Raw genomic sequence first — 26295 nt, 5'->3', positions numbered from 1 at the left:
CTGAAGGGTTAGCCTTGTTTTTGCCGTTGTCTGGTCGCGTTACAGATAAGTGGCACGGCTACCGCAAAACAGCGCACCACTTATCATCACTTAAGCGAGCTCTTGCGAACGATAGCCCTGACAGAGTGCTTTTTGTTGCGACACCGGCACCGGCTCAAAGTGACTCAGCGCCAAGGTGAAGTGCCCTTCGCCCTTGGTGATCGACTTTAGCCGTTGTGAGTAATCACTTACCTCGCTGAGTGGTGATTTACAGTGCACCGTAGTTCGCCCGCTATTGCCGACATGGGTATCAGTGATGACACCACGGTGGCTGGCCATATCGGCTGATACATCACCCATGGCATCTGCAGGTACCGTAACAGCAAGATCCACAATCGGCTCAAGCACCACTGGCTTAGCTTTCGCCACCGCCTCAATAAACGCCTTTCTGCCAGCAGCGACGAAGGCGATCTCTTTCGAATCTACCGAGTGATGTTTGCCATCGGTCACCGTTACCTGCAGATCTTGCATCGGATACCCGGCAATAGCGCCCTCTTCCAAAATCTGCCGTACGCCCTTTTCAACAGCAGGAATAAACTGCCCGGGGATCGCCCCACCCACGACCTTGTCGACAAACCTGAATCCCTCACCTCTAGACAAGGGTTTAACCGACAAGTGCACTTCACCAAACTGACCGGCACCACCGGTCTGCTTTTTGTGGCGATAATGCCCATCAGCTGCGACAGTGATGGTCTCGCGGTAGTCGATACTGGGCGTACTGGTTTCTACCGCTAACTTGTACTGGTTGCGCATCTTGTTAATCGCAGTTTTCAGGTGAAATTCACCTACCCCGGTCAGCAGGGTCTCGTTCAGACTGGCTTTATGAGACACACTCAGGCTGGGATCTTCGGCGGTTATTTTGTCGAGCGTTTCCCACAGTTTTTGCTCCTCACCTCGACGACTCGGCTTGATTGCCATACTGAACATCGGTGGCGGCAGGGTCAGACTCTGCAGATGAAAATGGTCTTCATCATGGGAATCATGAATGACCGAGTCGAAAGCCAGCGCATCGATCTTAGCTATCGCCACCCAATCCCCCGGATCCGCCTGGCTAACCTCTACGCGCTCCTTCCCTTGCAGGCGAAACAGGTGGCCAGGTTTGAAGGGTTTGCGGCCATCACCAATAAACAACGCGCTATCAGGCTTTAACCGTCCTTGGTGCACTCGCGCCAAGGCCAAACGTCCCATAAACGGATCGATAACCACTTTAAACACATGGGCAATAGCATGACTACCCGGATCTGGAGATAAAGTGACCGGATTGTCGTAATTCATAAATAGTGGCGGATTGCCTTCAAGCGGGGTGGGCATTAACTCAGCTAACACTTGCAGCAAGGCATCCACACCGGCACCTGTGCGCGCAGACACAAAGCAGACCGGCACCAGATGCTGCTGGCGCAAGGCCTTTTCAAATGGATCATGCAACTGCTCGGGCTTAAGCTCGCTGCCCTGCTCCAGATAGAGCTCCATTAACGCTTCATCGAGTTCAACCACTTGGTCAATCAAAGCATCGTGGGCGCTTTCGACACTGCTAAACGCCGGTGTGCGATCGTATTGGGGATCAAAGTAACAATCGATGACATCATCACCGCTGGCCACAGGCAAGTTGATCGGCAACAGGGTGGGCCCCAACCGAGTTTGCAACTCATCCAATAAAGTCGCCAGATGTTCAGCATCACTGTCAATCTTGTTAATGATCACCATGCGACATTTCTTTCGCTCGCCAGCCGTTTGAAACAGCTTCTCTGCCACATTGCTCACCCCTTCGGTGGCGTCTACCACCAGCGCACAACTTTCCACCGCTGGCAACACGCTAATAGCACGGCCAATAAAGTCTGCTGATCCTGGGGTATCCAGCACATTGACCTGGTGGCCTTGATGCTCAAAATGCAGCCAACTGGTATCTATCGATTTTTGTAGCGCGCGTTCTTCAGCGTCGAAGTCACTCACTGTTGTGCCTCGGCTTAATTCACCGAGAGTATTGATGGTGCCTGTGTGAAAGAGCAACTGCTCGCTCAGGGTGGTTTTACCAGCGCCGCTTTGGCCAAGCAGGGCAATATTTCGGATGTTATCTATGCTCATGTGGGCGTCTCCGTAGGCGTTATTTTTATATCGGAAATGCAATTAAAGAAGGGTAGCCCTCATCGGGGCCAGTTGTGGCTATGGGTCATGCGCCGTCTGGGAAGGAACCCGGAACACGGCGCGGCCGTTTTTGTCATAGGCAGCGTCCTCGGAACGAGTTAACCCCAGTGTGCGCCCGAGCACCATAGAGATCGTTGACATTGATCAGCCATCAAGGCGAATAGCGGAGCGCAAATTGACGCGTCACTTTACCTTTCTTTTAGCACCTCAATCCTATACAGGCATTAGCATTTGCCACATATAACATTGGCCTGAACTAATCTCTTGGATAACTCATCGACACCTATTCCCACAGTCGAGTCTGCTTACCCAACAATACACAGGCAGCCGCCGCGTGATCACGTAAGCTCAGCCACCAAAACGTGATCTTCATCAAACTGTCACCTGACTGTTACAAATCCCAAGAATACTAACGACGCCTTTTTTCAAGGTGTTGAAGGCAAGTCTCCAGCGCTAATCAAACGCGCAATCATTTTAAAAACAAACGCGCTTGCCTATTCATTTATCAAATTTTTACTTATTCAGGGATTTAGTTATGCGTATTAAATTGTGTAAGCATTTGCTGTTGATACTGGTGCTCGTCGCCGGCGTAACAGCCTGTGACGACGGCTCCGATGGCGACCAAGGTATTCAGGGCGAACAAGGGACTCCGGGCTCTGATGGCCAAGATCTGACCAATCCGGATCTGGCCACCAGTATTGATATTGGCCCCTACCAATGTACGGAAGATGAGCAGGCTGAGAACCCAAACAAAAACTGTCGCCTATATATCAAAGGCAGCATGAACAGCTGGTCTGCTCGTCCTGAAGCGGAACTTACCCACCAAGGCAACGGCATCTACATCGCCCTATTTCGTATGAGCCCTGGCGATTACAGCTTCAAAATTTCCGACCCAGATTGGAGCCCCGAGCGGGACATTGCCATCGGTACCGATGTCGCGGCCGACGTTGTATTTGATGTACCGATGCTGATGCAGCGCAAGTACACAGCCGATGACGGCACTGAATACAGCAATCAAAACATGGATATCTCGGTCACCGGCGACGAAGATCAGGTATTCCGCTTTACCCTTGATGCCTCAGAAACCATTAACCAACCGCCATTACTGCTCGAAAATGTCACTGAAACAGACAGTAGCGATCTAACCAAGCCACTGTACTTGGTGGGCACGTTCAATAATTGGAGCGCTCATCAAGACTTCCTGTTCAACTATGTTGGCGCAGGCGGCTATGAAGTGGTTGTTGCATTTGAAGATCCACAGTTCATCAGCTTCAAGATCCAACAAGGCGATGAATATGGCAACAAATACGGTTCGTTAAAAGATACGCCGCTGACCCTGGAAAATGGCAGCTCTGTACTGACCACTTATCCAGGCGGCAACATTGCAGCAGAAGTAGAAGCTGGCGTTTACGTGTTCAATATCTCCATGCTGGGAGATAGCCAGATCGGTGTCCCCGTTTCAATGAATAAAGTCCGTGCCACAGCGGGTCACGATCAGATCGCTGTCACCAACCAAGCAACCAATCTGACAGCAGACGGCAGCTTGTTCGCCGACAGTTTTAGCTGGGCAACCTCAGGGACTGTCACCCCAACATTGATTTCTGACGCTACTCAGTCGCAAACTGATACACGAGTTAACGCGACCGCACCAACCACGGGTCAGTTTGATGCGGCGTTGACCATCAATGCCGATACAGAAACCGAAGCATTAGACACCGTCAGCATTGAAGTAGTTGATGCCGCGCCGGCTAAAAATGTCATCTTCTTTATCGGTGACGGCATGGGTTTCCCGCAAATCGAAGCGGCACGTCACTTCAACGGCAGTACACTGGCGATGGAACAAGCGCCTGCCAACGCTGAAATCTATACAGCCAGCGCCGACACTCTAGGCTATGAGCTAGATGAGCATCACGGCGACAACTACTACACCGACTCTGCCGCCGCAGCAACAGCCTTCGCCACTGGCCACAAAGCCACCAGCGGTACGATCTCCGTAGCGCAACCGGGTAACGGTGATGACTACCCCACGATCATGGAGTACGCCAAAGCGAATGGCATGTCCGTTGGTGTTGTTGCCACGTCGGATTGCGCCCACGCTACGCCTGCTGCGTTCGTCGCCCACGGTCCTAACCGTAGCGACTACGAAGCATTATCCATCAGCATCTATCAGGAAGTGCAGCCGAACCTGACACTGTGTGGGACACGGACCTATGACCGCACCGATGACATGCATACAGTTAACGCCACAGCCGGCGGTTATACCGTCGTAAACACAGAGACCGCACTCAATGCCGTGACAGTGGATACTGCTACGTTCGGCAATAACAACTTCAAGTTCGCTGGTATTTTTGGCCCACAGGACTTCAGCAACAACAGCAGCGGCATCCCTTATGTGTTGCCTCTTGAGGAACAAGCCAACAACGGTCATACCTATGAGGCATACGACATCCCAACACTAGCTGAGATGAGCGCCAAGGCAATCGAAATACTGTCTCAAAATCCAAATGGCTTTGTATTGATGGTGGAAGGCTCACAAATTGACTGGGCGGGTCACGTCAACCTGATTGAGCAAAACGTACAGGAAACCATCGCTATGGATGAAGCAGTTGCCGAGGCAATTGCTTGGACCACTAACCGAACAGACACCATGCTACTGGTCACTGCCGATCACGAGTGTGGCGGCTTGGAAGTGCAAAAAGATAACGGTGCTGGTATCTATCCGGACGTAACATGGAAATGGGGCAGCCACACCAACGTCAATGTGCCACTGATGGCTTGGGGTGTTAACGCCAATATTTTCAACGATAAAACCATTGATAACACCAGTATCTTTAATGTGATGCTAGGTGCAATCCAGTAGTCGTCAATCCGATTAAGCAGCAGACTAGAAGTAAACCAGGGCGTCCATGGCATTCATGGACGTCCTGCTTTTTCGCCATCAGGGAAGAAACCCGGAACATGGCGCGGCCATTGTAATCATAGGCAGCGTCCTCGGAACGAGTTAACACAAGTGTGCGCCCGAGACTCACTGAGATCGTTGACATTGATCAGCCATTAAAGCGAATAGTGCGGTGCAGATGATCCTCCGCAGCAACTTTAGCGCCCTACCTATATCGGCGGAGACAAATCGCACCGCTTAGCGAAACACCTTATCGAGAAAAGGCATGAAATAGCCCTTTTTATGGCTAGTAAATGCCGAATAATAGGTATGTTCCCCAAGTAGGTAGCGGTTTACTTCCCAGCGCATCGTTTTTGCCATCATTAAGGACTGAAACGTATAAAATAACTGGAAGCACAGATATCCGAGCAGCACTACGCCGAACCAGTCAGCCATGCCGAAACCTTGCTGTGTAACATTCTGATAGAGAGGTTGTATCGTCGAGAAAGTTAACAGAGAAATAAGTATAAACTTTGGCAACAGTAACGTCTGATACCGACGAACCATCATATCTTCGCTAGTAAAGTGAAGGTTTTTAAGCGCATTTGAGACCTCCTTTACAGGGATACCGTGCAGGTTCGCCATCCAACGATTCTCTTCTGACTCCACTAGCACATCAGACGACTCTCGCCATCGATGAATTATCATGGACACAACAACCGAATAAACCAGCTTTATCAGTAGCAGGTAGCCAACTGCCGCAGGGTAACCTGCGATAGTGATAGCACCACAAGCTATAACCATCACCAAATATAGTGTTGGCCCGTAGTAATCTTCTGCATGACTCATGCCTAACTCCCTTCATTCACTTCTTCCAACCAAGCAGCGCTGTCAGTATATCCTTTAATATCTCCTAAATTCAGTTAATTAGATCCTAATTATTGACTCCTGTAAGCACCAAGTTTCACCCGATGAGTGACGACTAGGCGCCTGTATCAAATGAGCTCTCCCACAGGCAAGCAACAACGGAGAAAACGGAGAATTAATAGCTCATAGAACACTAAACATACCGCCACAAAAGATACAGCTAACATTGACTAACAGTTGAACCCCTATTGTTCTGGGCTCAATTCAGCACCTGCAAAGGTTATATTAAGCATCGGCACAACGCTGACGATGACCACATAAACAAAACCTAATACACCCTTGTTTTAAATCGGTTTAATTTAACTTAGCGCAAAAACAGATCGATTTTTCCGCTGTTTATTTGCTCTACCTCTCGTATTTGGCTGAGTAAAAAAACAGCAAAAACTATCCATGCTAGCCTGCAAAACTCGGTGCGCAGATGCGCAAGGACAGATCCAAGGAACGCAAAATGATATCGGTACCCAAGCAGGCACAATGCCGCCTCTGGCGGACAGTGTTAGGCCTCTTTTTACTGTGCAGCATGTCCAGTGTATATGCTGATAGCTGGCAGTTTAGAGGCACACCAAATAGCTGGGGCACAACCCCAATGGTAGTCAGCGGCAACAATGACTACGTCACCTGCCAGCAGTTCAGCGGCAGCAATCCGCGCTTTAAGATTGATCACTACGGTGATTGGAGTGAAAACTATCCCGATAGTGACTATCTGATAGAGAACAGCGGCAGTTACCAGATCACTTTTAACAGCGGTTCAAAGCAGGTTGATGCCACTGCCGTGGCTAAATGTGATGATGGGGATGACGGTGATAACGATACAAGTAACTTGGTGTTCTATTTTGACGCCAATGACTTCTCATCAGCCCCCACCATTTGGGCCTGGATCCCCAACGGGAGTGCGATCTCTGAACTAGAAGGTTATGGCTGGAATGCCCAGCAGGTTTTAACCATAGATGCTGACAGTGGCTATTACGTCTGGTCACTACCTGGTAAATACCAAGGGGAAATCGATTCAGGGCTTCAACTGAACTTTATTATCGACAAAGCCGATGAATTCAGCCGCAGCACCACCGGTTGCTACAGCGATAACCGCTGGTTCGACAATCTCGGAGATTGCCTTGAGCAGCCTTTCTCTCCATATATTGGCCCCTACCTCACACTGATCCAACCGACAACCACGGGCGCGTACAACACGGCAACCGTCCTTAATCCTGCCAGCAATATGGTGATCAATTATGAGCTGGCAGGCAGTCACAGCAACTTTACTGCCCAAGCCTACTTCCGCAAAGCGGGTGATACAGAATGGCAAGTACAGGCAGAGGACAACGTTGCCGATCTCGCACCGGGCTGGGGGAAGGTGCATCACATTACCCTAAGCAATTTGCAGGCGGATACGGAGTATGAGTACAAAGTCACCAGTCCTGCCGGCGAATTCTCCAGCCAATATGCCTTTATCACCGCCAAAAATGAGATGGACTACAGTCGCTTCCTCGTGGTTGGTGACATGCAAGATGAACAAGGCCAACAACGCTGGCATGACGTCGCCCAGGCGATCGTCAATGAGCATATGGATGACTTTGATTTCATCATCACCGTCGGCGACATGGTAAAAGATGATATTCCACAAAACGGCGAGCGTTTCTATTGGTGGAAGGTGTTCTTTGATAAAGGTCAGACACTGTTTGCTTCCAAAGCCATGCTGCCAGCCATGGGCAACCATGACACCCCAGGCAACAGCAACGTCAGCGACTCTGAACAGTATTGGAGTAACGCTGAGGACACTCGCTCATTTAGAAAATACTTCTATCTCACCCCGGATATGAGTTACCCCGATTACTACAGCTTCCAATACGGTAATGCCTGTTTTATGAGCGTGAACTCAGAGATCCCTGTGTTCTATGGCCGCTATCCTGAGCGCGACCACGGCAACAATGCAGCGGCCCAAGGCAACTGGCTGCAAGATGAAGTCAATCAAGCGCAATCATGTCCTTGGAGTTTTGCGTACTGGCATGTACCGGCGATCAACCCGGCTGGCGGTAAGGATGAGGTCAAATATCTACGCCCGTATGTGAACTACTTTAATCAAAAACTCGATTGGGCGATTACCGGCCATGTGCATGAGTACCAGCGCTTGAAACCTGTCACAGCCACCAGCCATTCACTGGACTTCAAGGCTGAGTATGGCCGTGATGCGAATAAAGGGGTGGGCTATATGATCGCAGCGCCAGCGGGACAATGGCCCCGGAATAACAGCAGCAGTGATATGCATATGCTTGCCTATTACCCCCACAACAGCAATGGCGTCGCGTATGAGATCGGCTTTAGCATCATCAATATTTCGGCTAATCATTTTGATCTGAAAACCTATGGCATGGGCAGTGTTGGTACTCAGGAGCAGCCATCAGGCTACCGCTCCGGCAATGATCGTAGCAAGCAACTCATCGACGCTGTGTCTTATAGTAAACAGGGGCTAACCGCAGATGCCGGTGACGACATCACGGTGATGATAGGCAGCACAGTGCAGTTTGACGCCAGCGGCTCAACATCGGCTAACGGCAGCATTGTCTCCTATCAATGGTCCAATGGCTTAACTGGCATCTTCCCAGCTAAACTCTATGCCGACGCTGGGATCTACCCTGTCACGTTAACGGTGACTGATGACAAAGGCGAAACAGCGACCGATACCATCACCATCACGGTCACTGACGACACCAATTACAAACAAGACTTTAGCAGTGTTGATTTTCGCGGCACAGCAAATGGCTGGAGTAAAACCGCCATGCGCTTAGTGGGCGATTATCGCTGGCAGATCACTGTCACTGTCACCGACAGCAACCCCAGCTTTAAGTTTTACGCTGACGGTAAGTGGTATGGCGATGATGAACCCGACGGCGAAACCCACAGTAACGAGTACGCCAATATTGCTATCACTCAGGGGCCAGGGACTTATCTGATCACTTTGACGGATAACATCCGTCGCTATCAGGTCAATAAACTCTAGGTTATTGAAACATCAGCGTGTTGCGGCATCGATGAATAATCGATGCCGCAACAACCAAGCCATCGATCAGGCTTGGTTGTTTTATCGTTGTCGGAACATCTCCCATCGCAGGCAGCCACCAAGATCAACTATGTGAGCCCCCAGCTATAAAACATTTAAGCGCACTTGGTAACGGCAATCGCCACCGCTTAGTTCCAGCTTATAGTGACCATTCTTATACTCACTAGCATTTACATCAACCCAGTTAATTACTGATATGTCAGGTGCAGCCGGCACCATTGGCGTAATCAATAGTTGCCCAGACTGAATGGAGCCATCCGCCAATATTTCTGGCTGAACCGGCAAGTTTATCTGCCAAATCACTTCGACATCACTGGTGATCACACACTGATCAAACACCATCACTTCGTCGGCAGTAAAAGTGATATCGCGCTGCCACGATGTAATGCTGTTGTTTTTACCGTAGACGGGACTCAGCTCCATCTGGATCGTGGTTGTGTCACCCACAACTTGATAATCCATAGAGGATTCCGCATCCAGATTCTGGCGCACCGTTTCGCCATTTTCGACAAAACGTAAGGTGTTATGCACCTCGGTGGCTTGATGAATACCACTGTGGGACCAGATATTCTGGGTCACGGCTAACCACTCGTCTTTAAACAGAGAGAACGCGCCTTGGTCTCGAGAAGCGTGGGACTCATCATAAATACCTGCGACAACAGATAACCAAGTGGCATCGGGCTGCCAGGAGGATCGCACGAACAAATGACCAGCACCTTTTGAGTGATAAACCAAGTCAGTAGGGGCAACCGGTTCCGGCTCTTGCGCTAATAGTGTGGTGTGCAAATTGAAGCCATAAACAATCTCCGTCACCGAATTATTATCCAACCACCATTTACCCCGCTTGGCCTCAGGCGAACCAATATTAAGCGAAGCAGCACGGTGTATCAGGTTTTCGTGGTAATCAAACAAACGGGGAAATGACACTCTGGATTGATCACCGATAGGTGCAAATTGATCCAACGTAGGCGTGGTGGCATGGATCCAGTAATCAATCGTTTGTCTTGCATGGGGCGACCGTCCAGCTAAATCCATGCCCGTGGCATCCTTCCAGATCCGGTACAGATCAAACAAGTTCCCTTGGGCGACGCCATAGCCGGTACCTTCTCGACTACCGCCGCCCTCAAAATCTGCGAAGTAGGCGACTAACGTCGGTAGTTTTTGTTCTTTTAGCAGCGTTAGCCAGTGTTCATTTTTATCTGCCAAGCCCCAGGTCATGGTCGCTTTTAAGAAACTGAAGTGGTAGTTATTACCCGGTTGCGTGACCGCCCAGCCACTCCATGGGAATGGCTGTCCTCCCCACTCAGCCTCTTTATGATGCCAAACGTTCCACACAGCCTGTTCAGCATATTGGCGCCAACGCAGCTTTTGACCATCACTCAGCAGCTCACCGCCATAAGCATAGGTGTATGCCAACTCAGAGATAAAACGACCGACATGAAGATAGGAGTCGGAGCTGACTTTCGGTTTTTGGCCTTCAGCGATCTTGGTTTCAGCGTCTAAAACCTGCTGCTCCACCAGCGTAATCGCATGCTTTATATAACGTTCATCTGCCGTAAGGTAATAAAGATACACGGCATCGACAGGCGAAAAACCATAACCAGGGTTGCCGGCCACCGCACGCTCTACCCAGGCGGTAAAACGGCTCAGATCTGAATCTTTGAGATGATCCAAGAAAGAGAGCGAAAGCTCAGCAGAAACTTCACTGACTTGTTGCACAGTAACCTGCAACTCGGTACTTAATCCTTGCCATTGCACACTGCAAGTTGCTTGGCCTGGCGCGACGGCAGTCAACACATGGCCAACCTGACCAGTACGTTCCCCAATCATTGAGACGGCATCACTGTCACACTGCCAGACTAAGCCTGAGCTAATTTGGGTAATTGAATCATCAGAATAATGAGCGAACACACCCACTGTTTGTTGTGCGCCCACAGTGAGCGTCAGCGGACCGAGGGGCGATGTGCGGATCAGATCAACAACCACAGAACTTTCAGCGACTGAAAAGCTCACCAACAAACTCAACTGCTGCCAATTTGCCGTGCAATCGGTGGTGCCAGATTGTTTTGCAGTGAGCAAGTTATTTTGATCAATCTCCACCGCCGATGAAACACATTGCCATTGCAGATCGGACGCGGAAACAGGCTGATTGCTACCATCATCATAGGCAACATTAAGCACGAGTTGACTGGTATCCCCCATTTTAAGCTCGGTTTTACCAGCGCTAAGGCTTAAAGCCATCGCAACAGGTGCATCGTCAACCGGAGTATCAGATCCACCTCCCCCACCGCCACAGGCAACCAACAGCAAAGAAGTCGCCAAGATAAAAAGTGGGGAATATTTAGGGCGCTGTTCTGTAGTTCGTTGTATCACAACACATCCTTGTATCAGTATGTCAATTAGCGGCTAGCGGCCACTATCGCATATCAGATAAGGCAGAACTTTGTTGCAGTACAGCTCTGGAACAGATAACAAAACAGCCACAACGGCAATGCAGCAGGCAACGCTCTGAACGCGGTAAACTCAGAGAAAACATTAATAAATCGTTGGGGCTTAATTGAAGTAAGCTTTTTTGCTAACACTTACAGGCGTGAGGCAGCATCAAGCGATGGACGACTTAGACAAGTTGTCACAACAAACAATGTGCCGAGAAATTCCCCGGCACTATCAGATCTGAACCCTAAACCTCGACAACAACCTTGCCCATCCCCTGACCACTGGCCAACCGGGCGTGAGCATCGCCCACTTGATCCAACGTAAATCGATTTTCGTCCAGCACTGGGCGCAAACCGCCAGCCTCAGCGATCTCAGCCAACTTACGCAAAATATCGGCGTGGGCCTCACGATGGAAATCGTGCAACATGGGGATCAGCATAAACACCACGTGCAGCGACAACCCTTTAAAATGTGCTGTGGTTAAGTCCAGCTCCACCATAGAGACCGTAGAAGCCACTTGGCCATTCAGCGCTGCAGCTTCAAATGAGTTGGCCATATTCGCCCCGCCCACCGAGTCAAACACCAATTCAAACCCTGCACCACCAGTATGCTTCGCGACATAATCCGCGACAGATTCAGTTTTGTAGTTGATCGCTGTTGCACCTAGCTGTTCAATCAGTTCGGATTGTTGCTCTCCGCCACCTGTCGCATATACTTCGGCGCCAAAATAGCGCGCCAGTTGCAAAGCCACGTGGCCGACGCCACCGGAGCCACCATGCACCAGCACTTTTTGGCCTTTAGCGATACCCGCTCGGATCAAGCCTTCGTAAGCCGTAATACCCACCAACGGCAACGCAGCCGCTTCGCGCATAGATAGGTTTTTTGGTTTATGAGCAATCAGGCGCGCATCAGCCACCACATACTCAGCCAAGGTGCCCGGCAGATCAGCTAAACCACCCACACAGCCGTAAATCTCATCACCGACACGGTATTCCGTGACACCCTCGCCCACGGCTTCAACGGTACCGGCAAGGTCCATCCCTAAAAGGGCGGGCATCTCGGGGGACAATGGCAGCTCACTTCCCATTTGGCGGATCATGGTATCGACTGTATTAACGCTGGTCGCAGCTATGCGCACCAGCACATGGCCAGGTTTAAGCTCTGGTTTAGGCAGTTCAGCCACTTCAAATACCTCTGGGCCACCAGCTTGACGAATTATCATTGCTTTCATTGGGATGGATCTCTGTTGAGTTGTGTTTTACAACTCTAGTTACTAAAGTGGATAATGAAAATAACGCCAACTGTGTAATCAGTTTTTAGATTTAATTGATAATAGTTAGGCTCTCAACACAGAAAGCAGATATGAATATTGAACATCTACGGCTCTTTGTTCGCCTCACAGCCACCCGCAATATCAGTGTCGCAGGCCAAGAGCTAGGTCTATCTCCTGCCGTCGCCAGCACACACATCAGTAAACTTGAACAAAGTTTGGGGGTGCGTTTAGTCCATCGCACCACACGCAAAGTGTCGATGACCGAGGAGGGCAAAGCGTTTCTTCCCCACGCCGAAGAAGTTTTATCCAGCGTTGAAGCAGCTCGCGCCGCCGTCGGTGGCGGCAGTGCTATTCCTACGGGCACACTGCGCGTCGCCGCCCCCGCCTCTTTTGGTCGCATGCACCTAATGCCAGCACTTAAAACGTTTCTAATCGACTACCCAGAGCTTGCTGTCGATTTTCGTTTTTCAGACACTATCGTCGATCTGGTCGAGGGGGGCTTTGATATTGCCATTCGCAATGCCGAGCTCGAAGATTCAACACTGATAGCAAGAAAACTGGCGCCAGATACCCGCCGTGTCTACGCATCCCCCCAATATCTGGCCGAACATGGCGAACCTAGCACACCGGAGGATCTGCTAAAGCATGAATGTATCAACTTAATGGGACTGGAGAGCTGGGTATTTGAAACCCCCACGGGGAAGCAAACGATTAAGACCAAAGGGACGTTACGTACCGATAATGGTGAAGTCGTACGCGATGCTTGTGCAAACGGACTGGGCATTGCATTCAGCTCCAGCTGGTGTGCCTATCAACACGTTAAAAGAGGCGAGTTAGTGCCGATACTCCGCGACTTCCCCCTAGTATCAGGCACCGCCATTTGGGCGGTATACCCCACTTCACGCCTGCTGGCACCTAAAGTCAGAGCATTTATCGATTATTTTGCAGCGCACTTTGGCAGTACGCCCTATTGGGATAAACAGTGAAAAGCTCGCCAGCGCGAACAGCATAGAACTCGGTTGGCAATCCACACATAAAAAGCGCAAGCCAGTTAAAGCTGCATTCAGCGTCTATACCACAATCCGCTTAGTTCTGTGCGTGCAGAAATTTAGGTACGGCCGCTTTGCTTTTACTGCAGATCTGCTGCATCAATTTAAAACTTGGCGTGTGCAGCTGGTAGCTTTGTTGTAGCTCTTCAAGCAGGCAGTTCCAAAGCTTAGCGGTCATTTCTGAATCCGCCAACGCTCGGTGAAACACCCCGTCGTTGGCAATATTTTTATATGCCACCAGGCTGCCTAGCTTATGGTTAGGTGCATCAGGGAAAAGCCGTCGGGAAAGCAACATTGAACAGCTGAATTCACCGCTATAGCTGCACCCTATTTGCGCGAATTCGGCATCAAGAAAGCGCTGATCAAATGACGCGTTATGGGCAACGAGGTTGTGCCCGCCGATAAAGTTATAAAAACGGGTCATAACCTCTTCACACGGAGCTGCGTCTTTAAGCATCTGGTTGCTGATACCCGTGTAATCTTCAATAAACCGACTGATGCGAAACCCAGGGTTCATCAACTCCTGAAAACGCGCCACAGGTTGCCCCTTTTCCAGCATCACCGCACCAATTTCAATCGCCCGGTCACCCTGATTCGGCGAAAGACCTGTGGTTTCAAAATCCAGAACAATAACGGTATTCGCGGGCGCAGAGGTACTCAAAGGGCTAATTCACGTTGCGGAGAGATGGCTTAATTCTACCGACCGACAATCCAATAGAGAAGCGACGTTAACAAAGAATTATCGACAACAGAGGACAAAAACGCTCTCCGTTGCCTTGCGCCACCGACAATTAAAGCGGCATCAGAGCCAACTCTTTTTCGTTAAGCCAGTGGGTCACTTCATCAGGCGGCATTGCTGGCGCATACAACCAACCTTGCATGGCATCACACTCAAGATCTCTCAATAGGTCGAACTGCGAACGCAGTTCAACCCCTTCGGCGAGTACTTGCATACCTAGATTATGGGCTAAGTTAATAATGCCATTCACGATGGCGACTTCCGCGTCGCTTTCATGAATATCTTTGATAAATGAACGGTCAATTTTGATCTTGCTGACCGGCAGAGATTTCAAATAGGCGAAAGAGGAGTACCCCGTGCCAAAATCATCCAAAGAGACGGTAAAGCCACGGGCGTTAAACTGGGTGATGGTTTCAATCGCCTGTGCCACATTTTTAATCAGCGTGCCTTCGGTGATCTCAAGCTCAATCAGCGAAGGATCGACCCCTTTCTCTGCGGCGATTTTTGAATAACTGTCACAAAGATGAGATTGATAAAATTGCAGCGCTGATAAGTTGATGGCAATGCGGGTATTCAACCCCTGCTGTTGCCATTTTTTTAGCTGCTCGCAAGCGGTCACCATAACAAACTCAGAGATGCCGTGGATCATGCCGTTTCGTTCAGCCAATGGGATGAAGCGATCAGGCGTGCTTCGAGGCCATCGAATCAGTGCCTCAAAACCCATCACCTGCTCGCTTTGCAGGCAGATCTGAGGTTGGTAGTTCAGCGTGAATTCTTGTTCCTCAATCGCAGTAAACAGTTGCTTGCTGGTTTCCCGCTCCCACACCAGATCCACATACAACGAGTCAGAAAAGAATTCGTAGCAGCGCTTCCCTGAAGCTTTGGCCGAATACATAGCAAGCTCTGCATTTTTCATGATCTCTTCAGCACTGACGCCTTCGTCTGGGAACAGACACAAGCCGATACTCGCGCTTAATTGAACATGACTACCGGCAAGATCAAACTCCTGCTGTCCCAACGCATCAAGCAAGCGCTGACACCCTTCCATCAAATAGTGTTGATTACAGCCCCGAACAATAATCGCAAAAGCATCACCCGACGCTCGGGCAACCATTTGCTCCCGGAACCAATGGGTACCATGAAGTACCTCGGCAAATGATTTTAAAGCTTCATCTCCTAACGAGTGCCCTAGGGTATCGTTCAAAGCACGAAAATCATCAATATCAACAAACGCCAGCGCACATTGCTGACCACTTTCTGCCGCTTGGGAAGAGACGGTTTTCAATCTGTCGAGTAATAGGTAGCGGTTCGGTAGCCCGGTCAACAGGTCTGTGGTCGCCAGTTTGATCAGCTCTTGCTGTGACTCATATCGCTCGGTGATATCAACACCAATGTCCCACGACTGCCATTCAGGAATAACCTCAGCGTTTTGTGGCAAGCAATACCAGGAGACAATACGTTTGGAGCTGTCCTTGCGATAAAGCAAACTATTCACATCACCGTCTGAAAGCTCACTGAGGGTCACAGCCATGGCAGGAGGCAATTCGTCGCTAGGGAAGATAGCGTTAGTAATGTCGCGATTCCCAATCACCTCATCAGCGGCATACCCGCTCACCTGTTCTGCCGCTTTATTCCACTCAATCAATTCACCAGCATGGTTATAGGCACGCAAAATCACCGGCATATTGGTCAGCACATCTCGGGTTTGCTGATAAGCCGCTTTTAACCGACGCGCTTGCTCGGCCTGTATAAAGATGTAGAGAAAAAGCCCCCACAGCACGGGCTGGAGAACTTGAAAATAGTCGTGAAATAGCTCTCTCCCATGATCACTTAACGCGACCCCCCTAAACCACAATTCATACCACTCGATGGCACTGAAAAAATTTATATAGGTGGTGACAGCAATGAGTGAAAATAGCGCCCAAAACGCGCGTTTTTGCTTAACACGCTTGTGCCTTAAACTCAGCATGACCAAGGCTAAAACTGAGAATACAGAGGCGAAGAAATCGATGGCAGCAATCATCCATCTGCATCCTTCGCCATACCCTCTTCGGTGGCAAGAAAACACCATGCAGCCATCAGTACGGCGTTTAACAAAAAGCCGATATGCTCGAGGAAATTAAAAAAATCTAACCAGAAAATGTGTTCAACGGCGGTACATACAGAACCAAAGACAAACGCGAAAAGTGAACCTAGGAGCAATCGTGAGTAGGGGATCTGAGCCAGGCTAGAGCGAAAGGCGAATACCATTCCCAACAACCCTGAGCAGAGCAAAAGTACCAATATTTCTGCTTGCGATACCATTCTAACTCGCCATCCATATCATCCTAATTTCATTAGCTAAAAGGTAGCCGTCGACACCGGCTTATGCAAAGTAACTTAATGAGCAGATTAGTTTTTTGGTAACTTCGCAACATATTTAATGCAGCCAGTGAACTTTATTGATGCGGCGACCTTCCATACAAAAATCGCCACCGCGCGGGCATAAAAAAGGCGAGCCAAAGCTCGCCTACTTTAAGCCGTCGGCAATCTAACGAACAAAACGAATCGCTTGTTCTGCACCGACACTCACCTCACCCAATACCGCCACTAAGCCACCATTGAGAAGATACCAACCGATATCACCGCTCTGCGGGGTCACTTGTGGCAACCTTTCGCCATTAACTTCGACCTGACTAATGGTGTCTTCGGGGGTGACAAAAGTGACACTAAGCTGCCTTTGTGCTGCGGAGGACTTCGCAACCTGATTGGGACTCAGCGTAACGAGATAGCCATCGGCTTGCGGAGCAAGCTCAATCACGGTTTCAGCAAGGCCATCGTTTAGATAGCTCTGCGTCAGGCCGTCATCCTCATATAAGGAAAACTGGTGAGACTGACTATCAGCAACAACGTTCAGCTGCAGATTTTCAAACCATTGAATATCAGCTGCAGCCACACGACCAAGATCGGCAACGTCTTCGCCCAGCGTCGGCACGATAGCACCGGCACGCATAAACAGCGGCGCACGGACAACGGTTTCGCTCTCACTCAACTGGCCCGTCACCGAATGTTGGAACACGGCTCCTGACGATTGCGTGACCTCAGCGAGATCGTAATAGTTCACCCATGAACCTGCAGGCAGGTAGCTATTCACCTGATCTTCATTATCTGTGATCGCAGTGAACAGCAAGCTCTCACCAATCATTTTGGTCTGGTCGACATCACGCGCATTGGCATCTTGCTGGAAGTGATACACCAATGGTGGGAACATCGCCTCACCGGTTAAGGTGGCGTGGTGAGCCAAGCTATAGAGATATGGTGTTAAGCGGTAACGGGTACGCAGATTGGCCAAATTACTGACCTGATCACCGACTCGATCCGGAGCTGTCTCTTTACAGTTACATAGGTTTTCGGTGTGGGGGCGTAAAGGGATCTCCATCAACACAGAGGTCGCTAACCAACGGGTATAAAGGGTATCCAGATTTCTGCCAGAGGTACCGCCACGATGAAATCCACCAATGTCCGAGCCATAGTAGTCAAATCCTGACAGGCTCATGTTGGTCTGTGCGGGCATCTGCGCTTCTACAGCCAAAAAGCGGCTGGCGACATCTCCCGACCACATCGCCACACCGAAGCGCTGACTACCTGCGGCACCGGAACGACTGAGGATCCAAGGGCGGCGATCTGGATGGGTTGCAGCCGTCTGCTCGGCAATGCCCTGACTCCAATAGAAATTTAGCAGGTTATGTACGCTGGGATGATCAGTTCTCGGCTCGCCATACCATTCAAGTCCGCTGTATATACTGCTGTAATCATAGAGCTCAGGCTCGCCTAAGTCGGTCCAATGGCCCAAAAACCCATCATCGATGAGCGCTACCCTTTTCTCATTGTGCCAATCAACCCTCGCCGACGAAGAGGTCCAATCGATCATCCCACCGATCCCCCACCAGGGATTGGAGCTGAGCTTGCTGGGCGTTGTACAAGGGGCTTCACAATCCATCGCCAACTGGCGCTTCTCTGCCAACTGCTGGTACTCCGGTAAACCAGCACCGACATAGCTCTCTTCAATATGTATTAGCGCAATATTTTGTTCGGCCAGCGCTGCTATTTTTTTCTCAGGCTCAGGAAAAGCCTCACGGTCCCAGGTCAGCGAGCCCATCTGAGTATCTTCAGAGCTGGTCTCAATACCGCCAAACCATTGCAGATCCATCACGAATCCATCGATGGGAAATTGCGCCTGTTTCAGACTAGCGAGTTTACTGTCGAGTTCTTGCCAATTGTCATAGCCATATTCGGAAACCCATAAGCCGAAAGCCTTCAACGGTGGCACAGGTGCGCGCCCAGTCAGATCTAGGTATCGACTGCGTAGCTGTTTTAGATCAGTACCGGTAAACAGGAACACGCCTAACGACGGCTCTTCACTACTCACCTGCCATTGAGGTGATTCGAAATCAAACGACAACGGATAGTGTGTATCGAAGAACAGGCCGTAGTTATCCATCCCCTCGCCGAGCACATAGGCCACGGGGATTTGGGTATCACCCGATGCGGCAATATCGGAATAGGCCATCGCGTTACCGGTAGAGGTTGCAGGTAAACGCTCCTCACCGAGCCAATTCGCACCGTCGTCACTGGTATCCAACTTCTGACCCAAACCATAAATATGACTAAAGTTTTCTTGGCTCAGTGTCAGCTCAAGCTCGTCATCGTCACTTTCAGCCAGACAAAGACGGGTTAACGTGATCGGCTCAGGTTGGCTCAAATCAGTGGTCAGCAAACAACCCTTCTCTAATGTCACACTCAACAAGGCAGTACTTAACGTCTGAGAAGAGGGATCATATTGATGACTGGCAGGTCCATCGAACTGTGTCTGCGCCAGCATGGGCGAAAAGTAAGGTTGTCCGGCAGACAATTCACTGTGGTAGGCGATATGAAGGAGATCATCATCCAATAATGTCACCATCACATCCCCCTGCCCACCAGTGATCAACAGTTGCGGCTGTTGCGCGTCGATATACTGTGATTGCAATGGGCCTTCAACTGAAGAGGAGCCTCCGCTGGAACAAGCGGAGATAGTTAAAGTGATGGCAGATAAGGTCACACTGGGGAGACCGCGTAGTAACGAATGAAGGCCAAGCATACTCATAGAGCGCTCCCTGCAATAGCGAAAGTGATAAACCAAAGTAGGTAAAAGCAACCCCGCACTCTAACTTGAGCAATCCATAAATAAAGTGCTATCTGTCAGATAATTAGCATTGGTTTGACAAGCTCGCGCCCTGCGTCAAGCAAATGCTAGATATAACCCTCTGTAATATGTGCGCAATGTAGCTAGAGCCAGCCGAGGCCAGCTCTAGCACACTGATTAGCAGCCTTTTTTATAGTGCCGAGATTCAGACATGACCGATTTCACCATCTTGCCAAACTCCTTATCTTTTGCCCGCTGCTCTGCCAGAGAGGCGCTGTTTCTCGCTTGCTCTCGCATCAACTTGAAGTAGTTTGCCAAACGCCGCGGTGCCAATTCACCACGGTCGATCGCTTGTTGCACCGCACACCCAGGCTCACCGGTATGCTGACAATCGCCAAATCGACACCGCTGCGCCAACTCATCGATATCAGCAAAGGTCTGACTAACCCCCTGCTCACATGCCGTTAACTGCAACTCACGCATTCCCGGGGTGTCGATCAAAACCGCCCCCGATGGCATAAAATGCATCGAACGCGACGTAGTCGTGTGCCGCCCCTTGCTGTCATCCTCACGAATAGATCCGGTATCCTGGATCTCATTGCCCAATAAGGTATTGATCAACGTCGATTTACCCACGCCGGAGGATCCCAACAACGACAGCGTGCGCCCCGGTCGGCACCAGCTCAACAGAACTTCGCAACTTGTACAATCTAACGCGTTGACCGATTCCACCAGCAGCAGGGGATCTAAGCTTTGGATCGCTTGCCGTTTTTCATCCACATCGTCGCAAAGATCCTGCTTAGTTAATACGACAACGGGTTCAACTTCGGCCTCATGGGCAAGCGCTAAATAACGCTCAATCCGGCTCAAGTTAAAATCCTGATTTAGCGAGCAGACAATAAACAGCGTATCAACATTGGCAGCGATAAACTGCTCACCGAGCTTACTGCCAGGAGACTTGCGCTTGAACAGCGACTTACGATCCAGCTGACGCAAAAATCGATTGTCACCATCAAGCAGCAACCAATCGCCCAGCGCCATTGGCGGTAATGATGGAGTTATCGGCATCCGGCTCAATGCCTGTTCAGTGCGCACCACATATTCACTGCGGTGGTGGGCAACAACACGGGCAACGGTTGTCTGCTCAAACTCGTCTAACGTCAGTTGTTGTTGAAAAAAAGGTTGCCAACCCAATAGGTTGAGAGAAATTATAGAATTCATTTGTTTTCCCTACGCACGCAAAACCAACGTTGCGTGAGCACAGATAGATCATGCTTGGGGCAAACGAAAAATCATTGACCCCGGTGAGAGAACACCGGGCAAAGGAGAAGGAAATAGACGCGGATCTTTGTTCGTAGTGCTGACTATTTCTCGGCCTTCACCGGGTGGGTTTTAACTACAATCATCAATATCTCCTGTACTACTTCAACGCTTCATTAGGGGTAGGAATATAGCAAACGACACATGATCTGTATATCGTAATCCACAACCATTGTATGGATACCCCACGACATCAACACTCCGTGAAAGTAGCGTCCCTCAAAATAGGGACGCTACTAAACATGGCACTTTCACGCTAGGTTTATGGCCGCTTCAGACAAATATCATAAGTAGCGCCAGGGGTACCGCTCAGATAGGGGTAGTAATACCCTTCGGTACTGGTATAGCTGAGCGATGTTGTCGATGAACGTTTCAGCTCCCACTGACTGCTCTTCCACTTATAGAAAGACATCGTCAAGCTGGTGCCAATATTCTCCATGCCGTGGGTACCATAACTGGATGCATAGTAATAACCACCGTCCACCGGGCTCGCTTTACCATCCGCGTTAAGCGTACCGTTGTAATGGGTGTATCCGCTTGGGCAGGTTCCACTGCCACCGCCACTCCCATCAGTGAGCGTCACCGTCACATACGAAGAGGCTGTACTCGCTTCACCACAACTATTTAGCGCTGACACATTGAAGTAAACCACGGACTCCTGCTCGTCAGTCACACTGATTTTGGTATCCGTGGTTGTTGTAAACTCCTCCCACGCCCCCTTTGCTTCGTTCCAGCGCTTAACTAAATATCTGTCAGCACCACTCACGCCATCCCAAGAAATTGTATATGAACTGCTAGTGATACTGCTCGCCACGGGGGTGTTTGGCTTTGCCAGCGCTTCACATTGGCCACCATCCACCTGCATAGTAATTGTCACGTAGCCCGAAGTGCCACTTCGCTCGCCGCAATCGCTCAATGCTGTCACGGTCAAATAGACTTTCTCATCTTGCACACCCGTGACTTGCAAAGAGGTCTCTGCCACCGTCTTGTAATCTACCCATTCTCCAGCGGCTGAATCCCAACGCTTTATCAGATAGGAGTCAGCGCCAGCCACGCCATTCCAGGAAACAGTAAACGACGAAGTTGTGACATTACTGGCAACGGGATCGTTTGGCGTTGTAAGTAGATCGCATTGGCTACCACCTCCTCCACCAAATCCGGTATCAGAAATAGACCCGTTCTGATTAACGATTTGGATCAGGTCATCATTGGTAATTTTCAACGCTTGCAGGCGACCGCCATAATAACTCGCCATACCAACATCAACGCGCCATACCTTTCCGTCACAAGCCTGATTAATACTGCGTTGACGGGTATGCGCGATCACCATGCGCGACGCATTTAGCGCACTCAGAGTCTCGTTCAATTGCTGGCAATCACTGGCAGACAAGGTGTCGTCACCGTAATCACGATTCCACAAAGGTCCCGAACCGCCCACGGAAGACGGCTCGCGGGAGTACCCCTTCATCCACTCACTGATCTCAGCATTAATGTTGTCAATCCCGTAACGGGCATGGGAAGGAGTAATACCACCATGCACAAATACGGTACGGCCAACCATCACAATGGCATTATGCTCCGACAGTACCTTGGCATAGGGTCCTCCAGGCTTAAAGGCAACAGCTCTGCCGCGTTGGCTCGATGGCAAGCTAACCACATCAGAATCAGTAATGCTGTTGTTGTAGTAGCCCTCAAACTGGCGAAAGCCTCCTGTCGTTACATAGCGGAAATCCAGCTCCACATTCATGGTTTCATGATTGCCGTTAAGGACAAGCACTTGGCCGCCGCTTTGTTGTGCCTGAACAATCAGATTTTCAAACAGATCTAATATCTGCTTTTCAGTGTCGCCACGATCTAGCTGGTCACCCACTTGCACCAGTGTCTTGCTACCACCAATCCAATTGTTACTGCCATCAATCAGCTTTGCTGCACGCAATATGGACACCATGGCACTGTAATCGCCATGCAAGTCCCCAATCGCAAAAACCTCTTTTTCGGCAGGCAGAAAGGTAGAGGGCCTGGCAAAAGCGACATTAGCTACGCTAATTAGCAAAAATGACACAAATACGTTAAGCACAACTCTATTTAAATTCATGTTTACTTAATTCCATTTATCTAATTAATTAGCCGCGAATAAAACCTCGAAAAATAAAAACACGCTCACTCACGAAACAACCATAAAAATTCTGAACAGCCGCCCACAAAGCAGTAATTTAGAAATATAAAAACAATACTAACTTCTATTTTTAATGCCAAACAGCCTTACATTACAAAGGTACCGGTGATAGAGTGTGTCAATAAATTGACACACAATCAATGTTTTTAACTCGCTAATTAAGAAAGCTATTTTGGAGAGAACCATGGACAAATTGATCACCGCTGTGGTGTCAATTGTATTGCTCACATCATTCTTATTAATAAATTTTAAAGATTCACTATTTCCTGATGCTCAACCGCAACAAAATATGTCAACAGAGCTGCAATCATCCACACTCATCAATGATGCTGGAGAAGCACAACATGAAGGAGAACAACAAACATCAGCAACTGACTTAGCGCACCACTCGGTTGCTCAAAAGATGGAAATATTGCCGCCAAAACTCAGCCCCGACCTTGATGAGACAAGACTTTGGCAGACACAAACCTCTGTTCCATCGACTTATGCCTCGCTAGAAAATGAGCCGGTTGACAGAACCTACCTAAAGGTCAATCCAGATGTTCTATCAGCGATCGACACTGGTGATGAATTTGAGTTCTACATCCCACAAGTGAATGAACATTTTGAAATAAGTGCCGACGAAATTGAGTACCACAGTAATGGCGACAAAACGATTAAAGGCCAGGTGCAGGATCAATATGGTGAAGGCTACCCAGTGACAATCACGGTGGGAGAAAATGGTTCATTCGCCAATATTTCGACACCCAAAGGTGGGTTTGTCATGGAAAGTGATAACCAGGATGGATGGATTGCATCGACAGTAGATATTCATAACCTTCAGGATTTCAACAAGCCTGATTATGTGGTTCCTAGTCAACCTGAGCCTTCAATACCAAGCCCGTCTAATTAGATCTAGAAATAGAATTAAACAATAGAAAATAAATTTGATAATCACATAGGTAATACGGATGTCTTTCTCGCAAAAATTTGGAAATAGATCAAAAAGCGTTGCGCTTTCTTTGATCGGTTCAGTATCAATGATGGCGGTAACCACGGCGGTCGCTGCTAACGATATTGTTGATGTTATGGTGCTCTATGATACGGCTGCAGAGCAGGATCGCCGAGGTGCAATAGAAACCTACGTAAACCAACTTATCTCCTATTCCAATAGCGCATACCAAGCCAGTGATATGAACGTACGGCTGCGCTTAGTACACCAACAAAAACTCGCTGTTAACGGTGTAAATGCTGTTGATGGGAGTAGCTTGAGCAATTTCCTCAATGACGCAACCGTCAAGGAGATGCGTGCCGAACACGGCGCCGATGTCGTCGCCTACCTCACGGTCGCTTCAGGCGGCGCATGTGGCTTAGGCTATGTCGGCTCTGGTGATGGACAGATGAGCTCATGGTTTAAGAACTATGCATTCTCAATTTCTGGTTCAAACTGTGGTGCCTTAACCTTTGCTCACGAAGTGGGCCACAACATGGGACTAGGCCACGACCGAAAACAGGACACCAGTGGTGGCATCTTCACCTATGGTCTAGGCCACGGTGTTGACTACCGCTTTGGTACCATCATGACCTACGCCCATCTGTTCAATACCAATAACTATATCGACGTATTCTCTAACCCCCGCATCAGTATCTGTGATGGCCTGCCCTGCGGCGTAGACAGAAACGCCGCTAATTCAGCGGATGCTTCCTACGCAGTAAACCAAATCTCAGCTCAAATGGCTGATTTCTATCCAACCAAGCATACCGATGGCGGTGATGGTGGTGATGGTGGTGGTGATGGTGGTGACGGCGGCGATGGCGGTGACGGCGGCGGAGATACAGATCCGGCTGATCCAATCCGTGAAGTCCCCACTATCGACGGCAACCTAATCACCAATGCCAGCTTTGAAAATGGCTTAACACCGTGGTTCGGTCAATATGACGCCCAAGTCGCACTGGACCAGATCAAGCGATATACCGGCGCGCAAAGTGTGCGTTCGTTTAGTCGCCCATATAGCTATTCAGGCCCAGCATATACTTTGACAAACAGCCTAACACCAGGCAAAAAGTATAAAGTTTCTGGGGCGATGAAGTTAAAGGGCGACGGCTCTCAACCGGGTTCGGCCACTATAGGAATCACTGACAATAACGGTTCTCGCTTTATTAGTCTGGGTAAAATCGGTATCTCTTCAGACAGATGGACTGAGATAAACGCCGAATTGGATCTAACGGATTCAACCAGCATCGAAAGTGCCTATATCCTGTTCTACGGACCTGAAGCGGGTCGCGAGTTCTACCTGGATCAAGTCAGCGTTGTCGCAGAAGAGCAAGCCCCAACGGACCCAACCGATCCAACAGATCCAACAGATCCAACCGATCCGACCGAACCTGATAACCTGATCGATAACGGCAACCTTGAAGAGGGTAATGTCACCAATTGGACTGAAGGTTTTTGGGGAAGAATAAAACTAACTGCGAGCGCCCACAGCGGAAACTATGCGCTGCAAAGCTACCGTCGTTGGGCCTGGTACGATGGCCCCAGACAGTTGGTCACCACAAAACTAGACAACGGTAAGAGTTACGCACTTGAAGCATGGACTCGCATGGCTTCAGGCAGTGGCAACATTGAAGCTCGATTGACGTATGTCGATGACACGGGTCGTCATTGGATCAGGCTTGATAAAGTCAGCGCAACCACAGAATGGACCATGTTAAGCGGTGAAGTCACCTTAGAGCTATCGGGTGCACTGCAGGAAGCTGCGATCCACTTCTTTGGCCCGAACGCCGGTAGCAGCTTTATTGTTGACGACGTTAAATTAACAGAGAAGTAAACAGCACTTATTAGCAAAAACAGCACCCGTTCGGCATCAGCAGGACGGGTGTTTTCAAGCAAAAAACATCCCTAATTAGTCTTACCAAGCCGCAAATATCTTTAACGGATGACACATGATCTGGCATCGAACATCTCACCGCAACAGCCAGATGTTAAGAATCATTTTGCTTAACTTAAAAATTAAAAAAGTCTAACTCTAATTGACCTGGATCATTTCAATTTTCAATATTATAAGAATGCCAAGCAGATAATTTTAATGACACTCAACCGCTTTACTTTCAAGAGGTT

The 26295-nt window shown here is 49.4% G+C and carries 15 protein-coding genes; 5 read left to right on the top strand and 10 right to left on the bottom strand.

What is annotated here, in order from left to right:
- Positions 1–90: 90 nt before the first annotated feature.
- Complete coding sequence (gene fusA / locus EXY25_RS16480; RefSeq protein ID WP_130567721.1) at positions 91–2121, bottom strand: elongation factor G; 2031 nt, start codon at positions 2119–2121, stop codon at positions 91–93.
- A gap of 595 nt (positions 2122–2716) precedes the next feature.
- Here fusA and EXY25_RS16475 point away from each other — a divergent pair.
- The gene (locus EXY25_RS16475) at positions 2717–5041 is read left to right on the top strand and encodes an alkaline phosphatase (RefSeq protein ID WP_130567720.1); all 2325 of its coding nucleotides are present in this window, start codon (positions 2717–2719) and stop codon (positions 5039–5041) included.
- Between the two features lie 276 nt (positions 5042–5317).
- Here the strand turns inward: EXY25_RS16475 and EXY25_RS16470 are convergent, their stop codons facing one another.
- Positions 5318–5908 carry a hypothetical protein gene (locus EXY25_RS16470; RefSeq protein ID WP_130567719.1) on the bottom strand — a complete coding sequence of 197 codons (591 nt, stop codon included), beginning with the start codon at positions 5906–5908 and terminating at the stop codon, positions 5318–5320.
- 526 nt (positions 5909–6434) lie between these two features.
- On the opposite strand from EXY25_RS16470, the gene EXY25_RS16465 reads away from it, so the two are divergent.
- Positions 6435–8981 (top strand): PKD domain-containing protein, encoded by a 2547-nt coding sequence (locus EXY25_RS16465; protein ID WP_165419392.1) that lies wholly within the window; start codon positions 6435–6437, stop codon positions 8979–8981.
- 144 nt (positions 8982–9125) lie between these two features.
- Here EXY25_RS16465 and EXY25_RS16460 read toward each other — a convergent pair whose 3' ends face one another.
- Together EXY25_RS16460 and EXY25_RS16455 are read right to left on the bottom strand one after the other, a co-directional pair.
- Positions 9126–11414: a hypothetical protein gene (locus EXY25_RS16460; protein ID WP_130567717.1), complete on the bottom strand. Its 2289-nt coding sequence runs from the start codon at positions 11412–11414 to the stop codon at positions 9126–9128.
- A gap of 307 nt (positions 11415–11721) precedes the next feature.
- On the bottom strand, positions 11722–12708 hold the full coding sequence (locus EXY25_RS16455; protein ID WP_130567716.1) for a zinc-dependent alcohol dehydrogenase family protein: 987 nt from the start codon (positions 12706–12708) through the stop codon (positions 11722–11724).
- 131 nt (positions 12709–12839) lie between these two features.
- Between EXY25_RS16455 and EXY25_RS16450 the strand changes: the two genes are divergently transcribed.
- Positions 12840–13736, top strand: a complete 897-nt coding sequence (locus EXY25_RS16450) for a LysR family transcriptional regulator (RefSeq protein WP_130567715.1) — start codon at positions 12840–12842, stop codon at positions 13734–13736.
- Between the two features lie 100 nt (positions 13737–13836).
- Here EXY25_RS16450 and EXY25_RS16445 read toward each other — a convergent pair whose 3' ends face one another.
- The 6 genes from EXY25_RS16445 to EXY25_RS16420 all read right to left on the bottom strand — a co-directional run bounded on the left by EXY25_RS16445 (position 13837) and on the right by EXY25_RS16420 (position 23117).
- Entirely contained in the window at positions 13837–14460 is a 624-nt protein-coding gene (locus EXY25_RS16445) for a 3'-5' exonuclease (RefSeq protein ID WP_130567714.1), read from the bottom strand.
- A gap of 130 nt (positions 14461–14590) precedes the next feature.
- Positions 14591–16561 (bottom strand): putative bifunctional diguanylate cyclase/phosphodiesterase, encoded by a 1971-nt coding sequence (locus EXY25_RS16440; RefSeq protein WP_165419391.1) that lies wholly within the window; start codon positions 16559–16561, stop codon positions 14591–14593.
- The gene (locus EXY25_RS16435) at positions 16558–16842 is read right to left on the bottom strand and encodes a hypothetical protein (protein WP_130567712.1); all 285 of its coding nucleotides are present in this window, start codon (positions 16840–16842) and stop codon (positions 16558–16560) included. Before EXY25_RS16435 ends, EXY25_RS16440 begins: the two co-directional genes overlap by 4 nt.
- Positions 16843–17068: 226 nt before the next feature.
- Positions 17069–19663 (bottom strand): TIM-barrel domain-containing protein, encoded by a 2595-nt coding sequence (locus EXY25_RS16430; protein WP_130567711.1) that lies wholly within the window; start codon positions 19661–19663, stop codon positions 17069–17071.
- Between the two features lie 216 nt (positions 19664–19879).
- Positions 19880–20923 (bottom strand): ribosome small subunit-dependent GTPase A, encoded by a 1044-nt coding sequence (rsgA, locus tag EXY25_RS16425; RefSeq protein WP_130567710.1) that lies wholly within the window; start codon positions 20921–20923, stop codon positions 19880–19882.
- A 361-nt stretch (positions 20924–21284) separates the two neighbouring features.
- Entirely contained in the window at positions 21285–23117 is a 1833-nt protein-coding gene (locus tag EXY25_RS16420; RefSeq protein WP_130567709.1) for a metallophosphoesterase, read from the bottom strand.
- 265 nt (positions 23118–23382) lie between these two features.
- Between EXY25_RS16420 and EXY25_RS16415 the strand changes: the two genes are divergently transcribed.
- Together EXY25_RS16415 and mep72 are read left to right on the top strand one after the other, a co-directional pair.
- A complete protein-coding gene (locus EXY25_RS16415) occupies positions 23383–24090 on the top strand; it encodes a hypothetical protein (protein WP_130567708.1) in 708 nt (235 codons plus the stop codon).
- A 58-nt stretch (positions 24091–24148) separates the two neighbouring features.
- Positions 24149–26005 (top strand): biofilm-associated metzincin protease Mep72, encoded by a 1857-nt coding sequence (mep72, locus tag EXY25_RS16410; protein ID WP_130567707.1) that lies wholly within the window; start codon positions 24149–24151, stop codon positions 26003–26005.
- Positions 26006–26295 lie beyond the last annotated feature (290 nt).

It is taken from the genome of Corallincola spongiicola, from assembly GCF_004284785.1.
Classification (GTDB): Bacteria; Pseudomonadota; Gammaproteobacteria; order Enterobacterales; family Neiellaceae; genus Corallincola; species Corallincola holothuriorum.
The sequence above is the reverse complement of the archived record's forward strand: the minus strand, read 5'-3'. Positions and strand labels throughout refer to the sequence as shown.